This is a genomic window from Burkholderia perseverans, from assembly GCF_022870505.1.
GTDB lineage: Bacteria > Pseudomonadota > Gammaproteobacteria > Burkholderiales > Burkholderiaceae > Burkholderia > Burkholderia plantarii.
Window position 1 is genome coordinate 785,820 of the sequence record NZ_CP045094.1, and the last position, 14,922, is coordinate 800,741.

A 14,922-nucleotide genomic window follows, 5' to 3' on the forward strand; every position below is an offset into this window, starting at 1 on the left:
CGATTCGTTCCTTGCGGCGACCGGCGAGTGTAAGCGCATTGCGCGTCATTCGGCGGCCCGGAACGTAATCGTAATGTTCGAAGGGGTGCTTCCGTTAACATCGGGCGGCAACGGCGTGCTGGCCCGCACGGCGTTGACGACGGCGTCGTCCCAGGCGGCATTGCCGCTCGGTCGCGTCACCGTGACGCCCAGCACGTCGCCGGTCGGCGAACAGCGCACCTGCACGCGCGTTTCGAGCCCGCTGCGATCGCCGTTCCAGATGATGTTCGGCTTGACGCGGCGCTTCACCTTGTCGGCGTAGCCCGGCGACGCGGCGTTGCCGCCCGAGCCGGTGCCGGTGCCGCTCCTGGCGAGCCCTTCACCGCCGCCCTGGCCGCCACCCACCTGGCCCTGCAGCTGCGCGAGGCGCGCCTGGCGCTCCTTGTCGAGCTTCGCCTTGGACGTCGCGTCGGCCTTCGCCTTTGCGGCCGCTTCCGCCTTGGCCTTCGCCGCGGCTTCGGCCTTGGCCGCTGCGGCTTTCTCGGCCTGTTCCTTCTTCTCGGCATCCGCCTGCGCCTGGGCTTGCGCCTGCTTGCGCTGCTGCTCGAGCTTCTGTTGTTCGAGTTTCTTCTGCTGGTCGGCAAGCTGCTGCTGGCGCAGCTTGTCGGCCTGCCGCTGCTTCTCGGCCGCCTGTTGCTGGGCGAGCTGCTGCGCGGCCAGCGCCGCGCGCCTGGCCTCGGCCTCCTGCTGCGCCTTTTCCTGCTCGCGGCGCTGCTCGGCGAGCTGCGCCTCGCGCGCGGCCGCTTCCTGCTGCTGGCGGCGCTTCTGCTGCAGCGCGATCTCGGCTTCGTCGTCCCGGGCGGGCGGCGGCGCGGGGGCGACCTGCGCCGGCGGGGGCGGCGGAGCGGGGCGCGGCGTCGGCGAATCCGGCACCTCGCTCCACAGTTCGGCTTCCGCGCCGGCCGGCGTGCTGTTCTGCCACTGCATGCCGTGATAGAGGAACAGCGCGAGCAGCACGTGGATCAGCGCCGCGAGCGCGAACGCCCGCCCCGTGCCGCGCTCGCGAGGCGGCTGCAGCGGGGAAGCGGAGCGTCGGGTGCGTTGGTTCATTGCGATTTGACGAGGAGGCCCACGCGCTTCACGCCGCGCGCTTTCAGATCCGACATCACGGTCATCACCGCGTCGTACTGGACGGTCTTGTCGGCCGCGATCACGACCGGCTGGTCGGAGTGGTCGGCCTGCCGCGACGCGATGAAGTCGTCGAGCTCGGCCTTCGTCATCGTGTCTTCCTGCGACGCGCCGGCGTCGCTCTTGTAGCGCACGCTCATCTTGCCGCTGGCCTGGATGTTGACGACCACGGGCGGGGTCTGCTCCTGCGGCGATGCGTTGCCGACGGTGGGCAGGTTCACGATCGACGGCGCGACGAGCGGCGCCGTTACCATGAAGATCACGAGCAGCACCAGCATCACGTCGATGTAGGGCACGACGTTGATGTCGGCCATCGAGCGGCGCGAGCGGCCGCCGCGCATGCTGGAACGAAGGGGAGTGCCGGCCATCGCGTGCTCCTTATTGCGCCTGACGTTGCAGGATGTTCGAGAACTCTTCGACGAAGGTCTCGAAGCGGCTCGCGAGGCGATCGATGTCGTGCGCGTAGCGGTTGTAGGCGACCACGGCCGGGATCGCGGCGAACAGGCCGATCGCGGTGGCCACCAGCGCTTCGGCGATGCCGGGCGCGACGTTGGCGAGCGTGGCCTGCTGCACGTTGGCGAGGCCGCGGAACGAATTCATGATCCCCCACACGGTGCCGAACAGGCCGATGTACGGGCTGACCGAGCCGACCGAGGCGAGGAACGCGAGGTTCGCCTCGAGCATGTCCATCTCGCGCTGGAACGCGGCGCGCATCGCGCGGCGGGCGCCGTCGAGGATCAGCGACGGGTCCGAGATGCGCTTTTCCTTGGCTTTCAGAAACTCGCGCATGCCCGATTCGAAGATCCGCTCGAGCGAGCCGATGGTGTGACGGTTGTTCGCCGCGCTCTGGTACAGCGCCTGAAGGTCGCCGCCGGACCAGAAGTCGCGCTCGAAGCGCTCGGTCTGCTTGCGCGCGCGGCGCAGCGCGAACCATTTGCGGAAGATGAACGTCCAGGACATCAGCGACAGCAGCAGAAGCAGCCCCATCACGGCCTGGGCAAGCACGCTCGCATTGAGGACGAGAGAAACGATCGACAGGTCTTGTGCAGAGTTCATAGGTGTGTGGTTAACGTGCTTCTTGGCCGTCGCGTCGCGCCTTGTCGCCATGACGCGCTACGGGTCCGGCATCCGGTTCTTGGTGGCCGGCCGGCGTTCCCGCCGGCGGCCCGAGCCTGGCTCCGGCCCGGTGTTCTCGTTGGTCCCGAATCAGGGTCGCAAGTTCATCGGCTCTGTCTAAACGGCGCTCATGCGTCGGCCGTTGACAGACATCGCATCGGACCCCGTTCGAGCGCCGTGCGCACCACCGGCGGAATGCCCGTCGGGCGCAGGGTTTCGCGATCGACCCAGCCGATGCCGATGCGGCCGGACGCGAGCAGCACGCCGTCGAGCCAGGCCTCCTGGACGAACACCAGCGAGGCGCGGCCGAAGCGCTCGATCCGGCTCCTGACCGTCAGCAGGTCGTCGAGCCGGGCCGGGGCGCGGTAGTCGACGGCGGTGTCGCGCACCACGAACATCGCTCCCGTCTCGGCGCCCACCCGGCGCTGGTCGAGGCCGCATGCCCGCAGCCATTCGGTGCGGGCCCGCTCGAAATACTTCAGATAGTTCGCGTAGAAGACGATGCCGCCGGCATCGGTGTCCTCGTAATACACGCGAACCGGCCAGTCGAACGAAAAGGCGGCGTCGGGCGTTTCGGGCGGTCGATTGGGCGGATTCATGGCGCGCATTCTACCGGAAGCTTTCGCGCCGTTTGGTAACCGAATGTTGCGCGTGCGACGACTGGCCCGAGGGCGCCCGAAGGCCGCCCGGAGCGGGCTCCGGGCGATTTCCGGAAGGGCTCAGCCGCGGTGGACGGCGAGGCCGGCCGGTGCCTGGGCGACAGGCATCATCTCGACCGTGTTGATGTTGACGTGGGCGGGGCGCGTCGCGATCCAGTAGATGGTGTCGGCGATGTCCTCGGCCGTGAGCGGCTGGACGTCGGCGTAGACGTTCGAGGCCTTGGCGTCGTCGCCGCGGAAGCGCACGTTCGAGAACTCGGTGCCGCCGCACAGGCCCGGCTCGATGTCGGTCACGCGCAGCGGCGTGCCGAGCAGGTCGGTGCGCAGGTTCAGGCTGAATTGTCGGACGAATGCCTTGGTCGCGCCGTAGACGTTGCCGCCCGCGTAGGGATAGGTGCCGGCGACCGAGCCGAGGTTGAAGATGTGGCCGCGGCCGCGCGCGATCATGCCGGGCAGCAGCGTGTGCGTGACGGTGACGAGGCCCGAGCAGTTGGTGTCGATCATGGTCTGCCACTCGTCGAGGCTGGCCTTCTGGGCCGGCTCCACGCCGAGCGCGAGGCCGGCGTTGTTGACGAGCACGTCGATGTCGGCGAACCCGGCGGGCAGGCCTTTCAGCACGGCGTCGACGGCGGCGCGGTCGCGCACGTCGAGCTCGACGGGCAGCAGGGCCTCGCCCAGTTCGGCGGCGAGCGCGTCGAGACGATCCTTGCGGCGCGCGCTGGCGACGACGCGATGGCCGCCCTTGACGAAGGCCCTGGCGATGGCGGCGCCGAATCCTGCGGATGCGCCGGTGACGAACACGATCATTGCTGCTACTCCTGGTCGGTGAGGTGAGGCGATGGGGAACGCGTTAGCCTACTGACATTGCCGCGTTGCGGCAAGGCGACGCCGCGTGATGCCGGCATCGACGCGCAGGCGGTTTTCGGGCCGCCTTGGTGCATTGCGGCAAACGTGCAGATCCCCGCTGGACGGGGCCGCCAGGCTGATTTTGCTTGCTCCCCGATTGCGCTGGCGGGCGGGCCGGCCGGTTGCCTATTCACCATGCATCCAATAAACTACGGCGCTCATCACCCCCTGCGTGACTGGCGATAACACCCTCCGGGGTCAAGGTGGAGCGTCCCACCGTGAAGCGCAGGGTGCCGTTCTTGCCGTTCGCCTGGGCAGCCGTTGTGCGCCGTTGCGTGCATCGCCGGTGGCTGTCCCGTCTCGCGTCAACCGGATTCTTCCGCCACGTCGGGCTGGCCATGCCGCCAGCAACGCAATGTACTCGGCCGCCTCGGTCAACCTGTACACACTTAACGGAAACCGTATGTTTGACAGAGCCCAAAGCACCATCGCGAACGTCGATCCCGACCTCTGGCAGGCGATCCAGCAGGAAAACCAGCGCCAGGAAGATCACATCGAGCTGATCGCCTCCGAGAACTACACGAGCCCGGCCGTGATGGCCGCGCAAGGCTCGCAGTTGACCAACAAGTATGCCGAGGGCTATCCCGGCAAGCGCTACTACGGCGGCTGCGAATACGTGGACGTGGTCGAGCAGCTGGCGATCGACCGCGTCAAGGCGCTGTTCGGCGCGGACGCGGCCAACGTGCAGCCGAACTCGGGCTCGCAGGCCAACCAGGGCGTGTTCTTCGCGATGCTGAAGCCGGGCGACACGATCATGGGGATGAGCCTCGCGCACGGCGGCCACCTCACGCACGGCTCGCCGGTGAACATGTCGGGCAAGTGGTTCAACGTGGTGAGCTACGGCCTGAACGAAGGCGAGGACATCGACTACGAAGCGGCCGAGAAGCTGGCGCAGGAACACAAGCCGAAGATGATCGTGGCGGGCGCGTCGGCGTTCGCGCTGAAGATCGACTTCGAGCGGCTGACGAAGATCGCGAAGTCGGTGGGCGCGTACCTGATGGTGGACATGGCGCACTACGCGGGGCTGATCGCGGCGGGCGTGTATCCGAACCCGGTGCCGCATGCGGACTTCGTGACGACGACCACGCACAAGAGCCTGCGCGGCCCGCGCGGCGGCGTGATCCTGATGAGGGCCGAATACGAGAAGCCGATCAACTCGGCGATCTTCCCGGGTATCCAGGGCGGCCCGCTGATGCACGTGATCGCGGCGAAGGCGGTGGCGTTCAAGGAAGCGGCGTCGCCGGAGTTCAAGGCGTATCAGCAACAGGTGGTGGAGAACGCGCGGGTGCTGGCGGAGACGCTGGTCAAGCGCGGGCTGCGGATCGTGTCGGGGCGCACGGAAAGCCATGTGATGCTGGTGGACCTGCAGGCGAAGAAGATCACGGGCAAGGCGGCGGAAGCGGCGCTGGGCGCGGCGCACATCACGGTGAACAAGAACGCGATCCCGAACGATCCGGAGAAGCCGTTCGTGACGAGCGGGATCCGCCTGGGCTCGCCGGCGATGACGACGCGCGGCTTCGGCACGAAGGAAGCCGAGATCGTCGGCAACCTGATCGCCGACGTGCTCGACCATCCGGAAGACACGGCGACCATCGAGCGGGTGCGCGCGCAGGTGGCCGAGCTGACGAAGCAGTTCCCGGTCTACCGCTGATCGGCCATGCGCTGTCCGTTCTGCCGGCACGACGACACGCAAGTGGTGGATTCGCGCGTGTCCGAGGACGGCGCCGCGATTCGCCGGCGCCGCCGCTGCTCCGCCTGCGACAAGCGTTTCACCACGTATGAACGGGTCGAGCTGGCGCTGCCGGCCGTCGTCAAGAAGGACGGCAGCCGCACCGAGTTCGACCGCCGCAAGATCGTCGCGAGCATGCAACTGGCGCTGCGCAAGCGCCCGGTGGCAGCGGACGCGATCGACGCGGCGGTGTCGCGCATCGAATACCAGCTGCTCGCCACCGGCGAGCGCGAGGTGCGCAGCGAAAAGCTCGGCGAACTCGTGATGAACGAGTTGCGCGGCCTCGACACGATCGCCTACGTGCGGTTCGCGTCGGTTTACCGGCGCTTCGAGGACGTCTCCGAATTCGCCGACGTCATCGAGGAATTCCGCCGCTCGGGGCCGTCGAAGACGCCCCGCAAGCGCTGATTCCACCCTTCCCGATTTCATTTCCGGTCTCCTGAAGCCGATCTCGCCGTGACGATTGTCATCGGCGCGGTCGGCTCACGCCATTCGGCCGTTCGGCCAATGGCGCGCCCGCGTTCGTCCCGCTACAGTCGTTGCGTCGTGTCGGCGGAGCGGGATCATGCGGGACAGAGGCAGGGCGGCGGGCGTCACGCTCGTCGAATCGATGGTGGCGATCGCGCTGGTAGCGCTCGTCGCGGCCCATGCGATGCCGTCGTTCGTCGCGTGGCGGCAGCGCGACCAGGTGGATGCGCGCGCAACGACCATGCTCGCCGCGCTCGCGGCGGCGCGTGTCGAATCGGTCGCGCGCGGCGTGCGCGTCGCGCTGTGCCGCGACGATGGCGGCGCCGGGCCGCCTTGCATCGAGGCCCGGCAGCGCTGCGACGGTGACGGCGCGTGGTCGTGCGCATGGGCGGTAGTGGCGCTCGATGTGGCGGCGCCGGGCGGCCCGGCGCGCGGCACGGTCCTGCGCAGGATTCCGGCCGATCCCGGCGTGCGCGTCGACGGCGCCGCGGCCGACGTCGTGTTCACGCCGCCCGCCGGGCAGGTGATCGGCGGTTTTCGGCGTTTCGACTTTTCACCGGGTGCGCCGGCCACCGCAACGGGGGCGGCCGATGCCTCGCGCTGCCTGCGGATTGCGGCCGGCGGCCGGGCCCGGCTGTCGCCGGGACGCTGCGGAGCCGCCCGATGAGGCATGCACGGGCGGCAATGGCCGGCAGTTCGCTGCTCGAAGTCGCGATCGCGGTGCTGCTGCTGGCCGGGGCGACGGTCGGCGTGCTCGGCACGCAACTCGCGATGCACCATCTCGAGGTCGATCTGGCGATGCGCGCGCAGGCGTGGCGGCTCGCGGATTCGCGTGCCGAGCTGGCGCGCAGCGAAAGCGTACCGACGGTCGACTGGACACGCGCCGCGCCCGACCTGCCCGGCGCGCGGTTCGATGAAGCGACGCGCGACGGCCACGCGCTCGTCACCGTGTTCTGGCGGCGTCGTGGTCGTGGCGCCGCACCGCGCGCTTGCGATCAATGGGCGAGCGGCACGCGCGAGCTGTCCGCCTGTGTCGCACTGGCTTATTCCACGGGCCTGTTGCCGTGAGAAAGCGCCGTCAGCGCGCGCACACGCTGGTCGAGGCGCTCGTCGCGTTGGCGCTGGCGGCGTTCGTGCTGGCCGCTGCCGTGGCGCTGTACCGGACCCAGCGTGCCGCCTACGGCGCGTCGGTCGATGCCGCGCGAGCGCGCGACGCGGCGGCGGTCGCACTGACGCTCGTCGCGCAGTCGGTGCGGATGGCGGGCTTCGTGCCGCTCGATGCGCGCGTGGCCGGTTTCGCGCCGCTGTTCGGATGCGCGTCGGGGCGCGTGGCCGGTGACGCCATGCGGCCGGCCTGTATTGCCGAGACCGACGGTTCCGATGGCTTGCTCGTGCGTTATGTCGGCGATGTCGTCTCCACCTGGCCGACCGCGGACGGGCGCGTGACCGACTGCCTGGGGCAGGGCGTCGGCGCCGTGGGCGACCGGCCGCTGGTCGTCAACCGCTATTTCGTGCGGTCAGGCAAGTCGGCGGGCGGCCCGGAGCTGTATTGCGAGGGCAGCGGCCGGCCCGGCGTCGCGCAGCCGCTCGTGGAAGGCGTCGAACGGCTGCGCCTGCGGTATCGGCTGCGAGGGCAGGCGGCCTGGCGAGACGCCTCGGCGGTGACAGCCGGCGCGTGGCGCGAGGTAGTCGCGATCGACGTCTGCGTGCAGGTGCGGGGCACGGCGCCGGCACAGGCCGCATGCTACCTCGATTGCGACGGCGCCACGCAGAGGAGCCGCGACGGGCGGCGCCGCTGGAGCGTGCGGCGTTGGCTGTCGTTGCGAAACGCCGGCCTGTCGGCCGGCGCAACGGGAGTGGAGAAATGAATCAGGTGGATTGCGCGAAGTCGTCGGCAGGTCCGAGTCGCGCGGCGTCACGGGCCCATCCGCACGGCGCCGGGCATCGACATGCAGCCGGGCATGGCGCAACCGTGGGCCGGCCGCGTCGCTGCGCGCGATCGACGGCCTCGGCCTTGCCGGGCGTGCTGACGATCATCGCGGCGCTGCTCGTCGCGAGCGCGGGCTGGTTCGAGGTGTCGATCACCGATGCCCGCTCGGTGGGCGCCCACGCATCGCGCAGCATCGCCCTGCATGCGGCCGAGGCCGCGCTCGACGCGTGCGAGCGTCATCTCGCCGAGCGCGTTTCGTTCGTCGCCGAGACGACTCCAACGCCCGCGCCCGCGCCGACGCCCGTCGTCCACCACGCATCGGTGGCGCTGCCACCGGACGGTGTCGATGTGCCGTTGGCCGAACCGTTCATGTGGCGGCAGCCGGGCGCGCTCGACGGTCCGTCGGCGTGGCGGCCGTTCGCGACCTGGCCCGGCGCGGCCGTGCCGCCGGCCTGCCTGATCGAGCGCTGGCCGATCGCGTCGCGTCCGCGCTGGCGTGCCTACGTGATCACGGCGCGCGGCACCGGCGCGACGTCCGCGACGACAGCCTGGCTGCAACTGCAGCTTGCGTTCGACGATACGCGCCGCGTCGCGCGTCGCTGGCGCCGTGTGGCGGCGCCGCCGTCATGAGGGAGGCGCAGCGATATGTCTATCCGATGCGCCGGGGCGGCCATGAAAGCGCGACGCCGCCCGGGCTTCACGCTCGTCGAGCTGGCGATCGCGCTGGCCGTGGCGGCGCTGATCGCCGCGTTCGCGGTGCCGTCGTACCGGCGGCAGATCGCGCGCGGCCATCGGCTCGGGGCGGTGACGGCGCTGTACCGTGCCGCTCACGAACTGGCGGCACGCAGCCACTTCGAGCCGCCGGACCAAGAACTGGCGCTCGGCGACGTGCCCGAGCAGGGCGCGCCCGTCTACCGTCTGTCGGTGCGCGCGGCGTCCGATGGCGGTGGTTACGTACTGAGCGCGACACCGGTGGGGGAAGGGCCAATGCGAGACGACCGATGTGGCAGCTATCTGCTGAGCGCGGACGGCGCGCGCCGCAATCGCTCGCGTGGCGCGACGGGCGCCGGCGAGGTGCGGGACGGCTGCTGGACGATGCGTTGAAACAGGACGTATCACGCCGACGATTGCCTGCAGGAGGTGTGAACCGCCGTGATGTGGAGGGGACCAGCGGCAGGCAAGGCAGCGCAACGGCCACGCACCATACCCGCGCGCGTGCCCCGCCTCGCGCCCGCCCGCCTGCGCGAGAGGGCCTTCAGCCGATGTTACAAGCCGCCGCCGTCCCTGCGCGTACCGGCGGCCGCTGGTGCCGAACCAGCCTTGAGCGCCTCGGCCGAGGCCTTGTCGCGCTGCGCGCCACGCCAGATCTGATAAGCCTCCCAGACGGCGAAGCCGACCGAACCCCACTTGATCGCCGGCCCCGCGCTTTTCGCCACCAGCGCGCGGACCGGCTTCGCGAGCGCGGCCGAGGCGAGCGAGCTGAGCAGCGGATACTGGCCGACCAGCGAGCCGAGGCTGGCGTTGAGCCCCTTCGCCGATTTGCCGAGCGCGCCGCCGCCCGAGAAGCCCGGCATCAGCAGCTTCAGCCAGCGGAAGTGCGTGACGGCCTGGCGCAGTTCGCCGCCGGCCTGGGCGAGTTCGAGGCGCTCGACGTCCGAGCGCAGGATCAGCAGCTCCTTGCGCAGCGCACGATACTGGGTGGGATTGAGCCGCCGCCGCGAACGCGGCGGGCGGAACGGATCATCCGGTGCGGATTGGTTCATGGCGCGTGGGCGTGAAGTGGGTCAGGGCTTGCCGCGAAACAGCTCGCGGTCCTTTTCGAGCTCGTGCAGCGTCGCCTCGAACACGCTCGGCGCTTCGCGCAGGCCGATGCGGGCCTTGAGCCCGCAGCCGATCGCGCCGATCGCGTAGACCGCCGTGATGGCGGCGAGCGACTGCCAGCGATAGGTGTCCCAGAAGGCGATCGCGACCAGCACGGTCAGGCTGATCAGCGCCATCGTCGCGAGCATCATCGCGGCGAGACCGAGGAACAGCACGCCGATCAAGCGTTCCTTTTCCTCGGCGAGTTCGATCCCGACGAGCTCCAGCCGGGTTTGCAGGAGCGCGAATACGGAACCGAGCAGGCGGCGCAACGGGCCGTGTGCGGGATGGGGCGGTGGCGTATCTGTCGTCATGGATGGGAGAGCTGGGCGCGTGCAGGAACTGGCCGGGCCGGCCGACGCGAGAAGCGCCGGCCGGCCCGGCAGCGGGACGCGGCGCCGCCCGCGGGCGCCGCCGCGGCAACCTTACTTGCGGTTGATCAGCAGGCCGATCAGCACGCCGACGCCAGCCGCGACGCCGATCGAGGTCCACGGGTGCTCATGGACGTAGTCGTCCGTCGCACGCACCGCCTTCTTGCCCTTTTCCACGACCACGACCTGGACGTCGGCGGCCTTGTCCTTGGCCTGCTTGAGACGCGACAGTGCCTTTTCGCGCAGCTCCGAGGCGCGGTCGCCGGTGGTGGCCGCCGCTTGTTTCAGCAGGTCTTCCGCATCCGCGAGAACGGTTTTGATATCCGACATCAGTTTCTCCTTGTTGACTTCTGACATTGCAACTCCCTTTGTGCAGAGGTTCCGCATAGACGACATCCTAGCGAAACCCGTGCCTGCTGGCGAGCCGTGGGCCGAAACCTTGCGCAGGCTCGTCATACGGTGTTTCGGGCCATGGTAAACGACCGGCCATGGCATGAGGGAGTGAATCGCGAACCAAAAAGTTTCCCCAATCTTTCAAACGCGTCGGCAAAAATAACAAATACTCATGAATATCTGACGGAATAATCGTTGTCGCGACAGCCGGTTGACGTAAGCTAGAAGGCTCGGCTGCGTGCGTGCCGCGCGCGGCGTCCGTCATCGATCCATCACCGCAGGAGGAGCAACATGAGTCTACGTCTCGGCGACACCGCGCCCGATTTCGAGCAGGATTCGAGTCTCGGCCGCATCAAGTTCCACGAGTGGCTCGGCGATAGCTGGGGGGTGCTGTTTTCGCATCCCGCCGACTATACGCCCGTCTGCACGACCGAGCTGGGCCTGACCGCCAAGCTCAAGGGTGAGTTCGAGAAGCGCAACGTCAAGGCGATCGCGCTGTCCGTCGACAACGTCGAATCGCACAAAGGCTGGATCAACGACATCAACGAAACCCAGGCGACGAGCGTGAATTTCCCGATCCTAGCCGACGGTGACCGCAAGGTGTCGGAACTCTACGACATGATCCATCCGAACGCGAACGAAACGCTGACGGTGCGTTCGCTGTTCGTGATCGACCCGAAGAAGAAGGTGCGCCTGACCATCACCTATCCGGCCAGCACCGGCCGCAACTTCGACGAAGTGCTGCGCGTGATCGATTCGCTGCAGTTGACCGACAACTACAAGGTCGCGACGCCGGGCAACTGGAAGGATGGCGACGACGTGGTGATCGTGCCGTCGCTGAAGGACGAGGACGAACTGAAGCAACGCTTCCCGAAGGGCTACAAGGCGCTGCGTCCGTACCTGCGTCTCACGCCGCAACCGAACAAGAAGTGATGCGGCGCGCGGCTTGAGCCGCGCTGCCGGCAGCACGAATGGGAACGGGCATCGCCGGACGCGATGCCCGTTTTTCATGGTGGCCGCCGTCGCGATGCCCGCTTTCGTGGTGCGGGCCGGCGGCGAGGCCGGGCCTCGCGCCCTGGAATCAGGAAAACGCCTGGATGCCCGTCTGCGCGCGGCCGAGGATCAGCGCGTGGATGTCGTGGGTGCCCTCGTAGGTGTTGACGACCTCGAGGTTGATCAGATGGCGCGCCACTCCGAACTCGTCCGAAATGCCGTTGCCGCCTAGCATGTCGCGCGCGAGCCGTGCCACGTCGAGCGCCTTGCCGCACGAGTTGCGCTTCATGATCGAGGTGATCTCGACGGCGGCCGTGCCTTCGTCCTTCATGCGGCCGAGCCGCAGCACGCCCTGCAGGCCGAGCGTGATCTCGGTCTGCATGTCGGCGAGCTTCTTCTGGATCAGCTGGTTCGCCGCGAGCGGGCGGCCGAACTGCTTGCGGTCGAGCACGTACTGGCGCGCCGTGTGCCAGCACGATTCGGCCGCGCCGAGCGCGCCCCACGAAATGCCGTAGCGCGCGGAATCGAGACACGTGAACGGGCCGCGCAGGCCCTTCACCTCGGGCAGGCGGTTTTCCTCGGGCACGAACACCTCGTCGAGCACGATCTCGCCGGTGATCGAGGCACGCAGCCCGACCTTGCCGTGGATCGCGGGCGCCGACAGCCCCTTCCAGCCCTTCTCGAGAATGAAGCCGCGGATCGCGTCCTCGCCGTTTTCCTCGAGCTTGGCCCAGACGATGAACACGTCGGCGATCGGCGAATTGGTGATCCACATCTTCGCGCCAGACAGCGAGTAGCCGCCCGGCACCGGCTTCGCGCGCGTGGTCATGCCGCCCGGATCGGAGCCGTGGTTCGGCTCGGTCAGCCCGAAGCAGCCGATCCATTCGCCGGTGGCGAGCTTCGGCAGGTATTTCTGCTTCTGCGCCTCGGAGCCGAACGCGTTGATCGGCACCATCACCAGCGACGACTGCACCGACATCATCGAGCGATAGCCCGAATCGATGCGCTCGACCTCGCGCGCGATCAGCCCGTAGCTGACGTAGTTGAGGCCCGGGCCGCCGTACTGCTCGGGAATCGTCGGGCCGAGCAGCCCGATCTCGCCCATCTCGCGGAAGATCGTCACGTCGGTCTTCTCGTGGCGGAACGCCTCGATCACACGCGGCGCAAGCTTGCCCTGCGCGTAGGCGTGGGCCGCGTCGCGGATCATCCGTTCGTCGTCGGAGAGCTGCCGGTCGAGCAGCAGCGGGTCGTCCCATTGGAAAGCGGTGGTACTCATCGTGTCGGCTCCTTGCTTGACTGGAGTTCCGCAGTGCGGAACAATGTTCTGCAATTTTGAGATTCAGTGTACACCGTGTCGAATTCCGCCCGTATTGATGAACCTCTCGACGAGCGCAAGTTCGTGACGGCGCTCGCGCGCGGGCTCGAACTGCTGCGCGCGTTCCGGCCCGGCGAGACGCTGCTCGGCAACCGCGACCTCGCCGAGCGCACCGGGCTGCCGAAGGCCACCGTGAATCGCCTCGCCTACACGCTGACCACGCTCGGCTATCTGCGCTTCGACGCGGCGCTCGGCAAGTACGCGCTCGACGCGGGCGTGCTCTCGCTCGGCTACGCGCTGCTGTCGGGTTCGGGCACGCTCGAACTGGCGCGTCCGCACATGCAGGCGCTCGCGCGCGAGATCGGCGCGGCCGTTTCGCTCGGCTGCCGCGAGGGCCTCGACATGATCTACCTGGAAACGATCCGCAGCGAGACCGCGCTGACGCTCGGGCTCGCGCCCGGCTCGCGGCTGTCGATGCTGACCAGTTCGATGGGGCGCGCCTACCTGGCGGTGCAGCCGCCCGAGGCGCGCGCGGCGCTCTTCGCCCGGCTGAAGCAGGCGGCCGGGCCGGCGCGCGCGGCGAACGCGCGCGTCGCCGCGGCCGAGCGCGCGCTCGCCGATTTCGCGGCCGACGGCTGCTGCTATTCGTTTCGCGACTGGCATGAGGACGTCAACGCGGTGGCGGTGCCGTTTCGCGAGCCGCGCGAGCAGCGCTGGCTGATCCTCAGCTGCAGCGGGCCGGCGTCGTCGATGGGCGAGCCGCTGTTTCGCAAGCGCATCGGTCCACAATTGCGCGCGCTCGCGCGGCGGCTCGGCGAACTCGCGTAGCAGACGTGGCAGGCACAGCGCGTGTGGCCTGCATGCCGATGCGGGAGGGTTGCCGCGCGAGCGAACCCGGTCGCGCGGCGCACGATGTCAGACGTGCGCGGGCTGGGCGAACGCCGGCCCCTGCATGAGCCGAACGTCGTACTGGCGCAGCAGCGTGAACTGCGCTTCGTCGATCACGTGATCGAAGATGATCGGAATCCGCACGCGCTGCGCATAGCCGACCAGCGCCTTGACCATTCCGTCGCGCAAGGCGATCGCCGCGTCCATCTTGATGTAGTCCGGGCGCGCCATGTCCGATTCGACGGCGAGGATCCGGCCCGGATCGGGCAGCTTGTCGGCCACCTTGAAGCCGTGGTGCTGGTAGCTTTTGGTCAGGTAGCCGAGGAACGTCTTGTGGGCGACGGCGGCGGCCGGCAGCTCGATCACGATGCGCTCGGGGCTCAGCCCGAAATTGCGCAGCACCGTCGAGAAATGCTTGCCGTGGTCGTACTTGACGCTCTTGAGCAGCCGCTCGTGAACGCGCAGGAACAGCAGCCCGTGGCGCTGCGGCCCGAAGAAGTTGATCGCGTGCAGCGCGCGCGAGAGACGGTCGACGGCCACCAGTGTCGGGTCGTCACTGATCGCGTCGAACGGATCGAACGGCGCCCCGCTCGCGCGCAGCACGGCCTGGAAGCCGAGTTCGTCGCCGTAGCGTTCGATCGCGTCCGCGAACGACGACGACTGCGGCGCACCGGGCATCGTCACGTCGTAGATCGGCTCGTAGGCGCTTTCGAGCGTCAGCCCCGGCAGGCTGGCGATCGCGGTGTCGCCGCCCGGGGCCAGCGTCAGATGTTCGCGCAGGTAGGGCAGCTGGCTGGCTCGGTCGACCAGTTCGGGAATGGTGGGCGGGATCATGGATTCGTCGGGTGGGCAAACGGCCGCGACGCGGCGCGATTACCTCAAGAATAGTAGCAGTGCCGGCTTCGTGCGGCTCGGCGTTTTGTTCATATGGATATCGGCCGCGCGCGCTCAGGGTATACATCGATTTCTCAATTCGTAATTCATTTTACGATTCGAAATTCCAAAGCCGAGGCCCGCCGACCAGTTTCAAGCCGGCCCCGAACGCCCGCGCGGCCCATGGCGCCGCGCCATCCCGGAGACCCGCGATGCCCCCGATTCCTCCGATTCCTTCCCGCCTGTGGGCGTTT

19 protein-coding genes and 1 riboswitch are annotated in these 14,922 nt (G+C 68.7%); of the genes, 9 read left to right on the forward strand and 10 right to left on the reverse strand.

Annotated features, from left to right (window positions below):
* Positions 1–45: 45 nt before the first annotated feature.
* The 5 genes from tolA to BpN12_RS18080 all read right to left on the reverse strand — a co-directional run bounded on the left by tolA (position 46) and on the right by BpN12_RS18080 (position 3,749).
* On the reverse strand, positions 46–1,089 hold the full coding sequence (gene tolA, locus BpN12_RS18060) for a cell envelope integrity protein TolA (RefSeq protein ID WP_246796877.1): 1,044 nt from the start codon (positions 1,087–1,089) through the stop codon (positions 46–48).
* A complete protein-coding gene (gene tolR / locus BpN12_RS18065) occupies positions 1,086–1,535 on the reverse strand; it encodes a protein TolR (protein ID WP_246796878.1) in 450 nt (149 codons plus the stop codon). Before tolR ends, tolA begins: the two co-directional genes overlap by 4 nt.
* A 10-nt stretch (positions 1,536–1,545) precedes the next feature.
* Positions 1,546–2,223 carry a protein TolQ gene (tolQ, locus tag BpN12_RS18070; RefSeq protein WP_042623971.1) on the reverse strand — a complete coding sequence of 226 codons (678 nt, stop codon included), beginning with the start codon at positions 2,221–2,223 and terminating at the stop codon, positions 1,546–1,548.
* A gap of 188 nt (positions 2,224–2,411) precedes the next feature.
* A complete protein-coding gene (gene ybgC, locus BpN12_RS18075; RefSeq protein WP_246796880.1) occupies positions 2,412–2,891 on the reverse strand; it encodes a tol-pal system-associated acyl-CoA thioesterase in 480 nt (159 codons plus the stop codon).
* Positions 2,892–3,002: 111 nt separating this feature from the next.
* Positions 3,003–3,749: an SDR family NAD(P)-dependent oxidoreductase gene (locus tag BpN12_RS18080; RefSeq protein ID WP_246796882.1), complete on the reverse strand. Its 747-nt coding sequence runs from the start codon at positions 3,747–3,749 to the stop codon at positions 3,003–3,005.
* A gap of 261 nt (positions 3,750–4,010) precedes the next feature.
* A riboswitch (ZMP/ZTP riboswitch) is annotated at positions 4,011–4,111 on the forward strand.
* 140 nt (positions 4,112–4,251) lie between these two features.
* On the opposite strand from BpN12_RS18080, the gene glyA reads away from it, so the two are divergent.
* The 7 genes from glyA to BpN12_RS18115 all read left to right on the forward strand — a co-directional run bounded on the left by glyA (position 4,252) and on the right by BpN12_RS18115 (position 9,079).
* On the forward strand, positions 4,252–5,499 hold the full coding sequence (glyA, locus tag BpN12_RS18085) for a serine hydroxymethyltransferase (protein WP_246796884.1): 1,248 nt from the start codon (positions 4,252–4,254) through the stop codon (positions 5,497–5,499).
* Positions 5,500–5,505: 6 nt separating this feature from the next.
* Positions 5,506–5,985: a transcriptional regulator NrdR gene (nrdR, locus tag BpN12_RS18090; protein ID WP_246796886.1), complete on the forward strand. Its 480-nt coding sequence runs from the start codon at positions 5,506–5,508 to the stop codon at positions 5,983–5,985.
* A gap of 157 nt (positions 5,986–6,142) precedes the next feature.
* A complete protein-coding gene (locus BpN12_RS18095) occupies positions 6,143–6,712 on the forward strand; it encodes a GspH/FimT family pseudopilin (RefSeq protein ID WP_246797930.1) in 570 nt (189 codons plus the stop codon).
* On the forward strand, positions 6,709–7,113 hold the full coding sequence (locus BpN12_RS18100) for a type IV pilus modification PilV family protein (protein ID WP_246796887.1): 405 nt from the start codon (positions 6,709–6,711) through the stop codon (positions 7,111–7,113). Before BpN12_RS18095 ends, BpN12_RS18100 begins: the two co-directional genes overlap by 4 nt.
* A complete protein-coding gene (locus BpN12_RS18105) occupies positions 7,110–7,913 on the forward strand; it encodes a PilW family protein (RefSeq protein WP_246796888.1) in 804 nt (267 codons plus the stop codon). Before BpN12_RS18100 ends, BpN12_RS18105 begins: the two co-directional genes overlap by 4 nt.
* Positions 7,914–8,068: 155 nt before the next feature.
* A complete protein-coding gene (locus BpN12_RS18110) occupies positions 8,069–8,605 on the forward strand; it encodes a pilus assembly PilX family protein (protein WP_246796889.1) in 537 nt (178 codons plus the stop codon).
* 42 nt (positions 8,606–8,647) lie between these two features.
* Positions 8,648–9,079 (forward strand): type IV pilin protein, encoded by a 432-nt coding sequence (locus BpN12_RS18115; protein WP_246796891.1) that lies wholly within the window; start codon positions 8,648–8,650, stop codon positions 9,077–9,079.
* A gap of 161 nt (positions 9,080–9,240) precedes the next feature.
* Here BpN12_RS18115 and BpN12_RS18120 read toward each other — a convergent pair whose 3' ends face one another.
* The 3 genes from BpN12_RS18120 to BpN12_RS18130 all read right to left on the reverse strand — a co-directional run bounded on the left by BpN12_RS18120 (position 9,241) and on the right by BpN12_RS18130 (position 10,563).
* Entirely contained in the window at positions 9,241–9,738 is a 498-nt protein-coding gene (locus BpN12_RS18120; RefSeq protein WP_246796893.1) for a DUF3318 domain-containing protein, read from the reverse strand.
* A gap of 21 nt (positions 9,739–9,759) precedes the next feature.
* Positions 9,760–10,149, reverse strand: a complete 390-nt coding sequence (locus tag BpN12_RS18125; protein ID WP_246796895.1) for a phage holin family protein — start codon at positions 10,147–10,149, stop codon at positions 9,760–9,762.
* 111 nt (positions 10,150–10,260) lie between these two features.
* The gene (locus BpN12_RS18130; RefSeq protein ID WP_012734770.1) at positions 10,261–10,563 is read right to left on the reverse strand and encodes an ElaB/YgaM/YqjD family protein; all 303 of its coding nucleotides are present in this window, start codon (positions 10,561–10,563) and stop codon (positions 10,261–10,263) included.
* Positions 10,564–10,890: 327 nt separating this feature from the next.
* Here BpN12_RS18130 and BpN12_RS18135 point away from each other — a divergent pair, with 327 nt between their 5' ends.
* Complete coding sequence (locus BpN12_RS18135; RefSeq protein WP_246796897.1) at positions 10,891–11,532, forward strand: peroxiredoxin; 642 nt, start codon at positions 10,891–10,893, stop codon at positions 11,530–11,532.
* Between the two features lie 148 nt (positions 11,533–11,680).
* On the opposite strand, the gene BpN12_RS18140 is transcribed toward BpN12_RS18135, so the two are convergent.
* Positions 11,681–12,868 (reverse strand): acyl-CoA dehydrogenase, encoded by a 1,188-nt coding sequence (locus tag BpN12_RS18140; RefSeq protein WP_246796899.1) that lies wholly within the window; start codon positions 12,866–12,868, stop codon positions 11,681–11,683.
* 66 nt (positions 12,869–12,934) lie between these two features.
* On the opposite strand from BpN12_RS18140, the gene BpN12_RS18145 reads away from it, so the two are divergent.
* On the forward strand, positions 12,935–13,735 hold the full coding sequence (locus tag BpN12_RS18145; protein WP_246796900.1) for an IclR family transcriptional regulator: 801 nt from the start codon (positions 12,935–12,937) through the stop codon (positions 13,733–13,735).
* An 87-nt stretch (positions 13,736–13,822) separates the two neighbouring features.
* Here BpN12_RS18145 and BpN12_RS18150 read toward each other — a convergent pair whose 3' ends face one another.
* Positions 13,823–14,629, reverse strand: a complete 807-nt coding sequence (locus tag BpN12_RS18150; protein WP_246796901.1) for an EAL domain-containing protein — start codon at positions 14,627–14,629, stop codon at positions 13,823–13,825.
* Positions 14,630–14,922 lie beyond the last annotated feature (293 nt).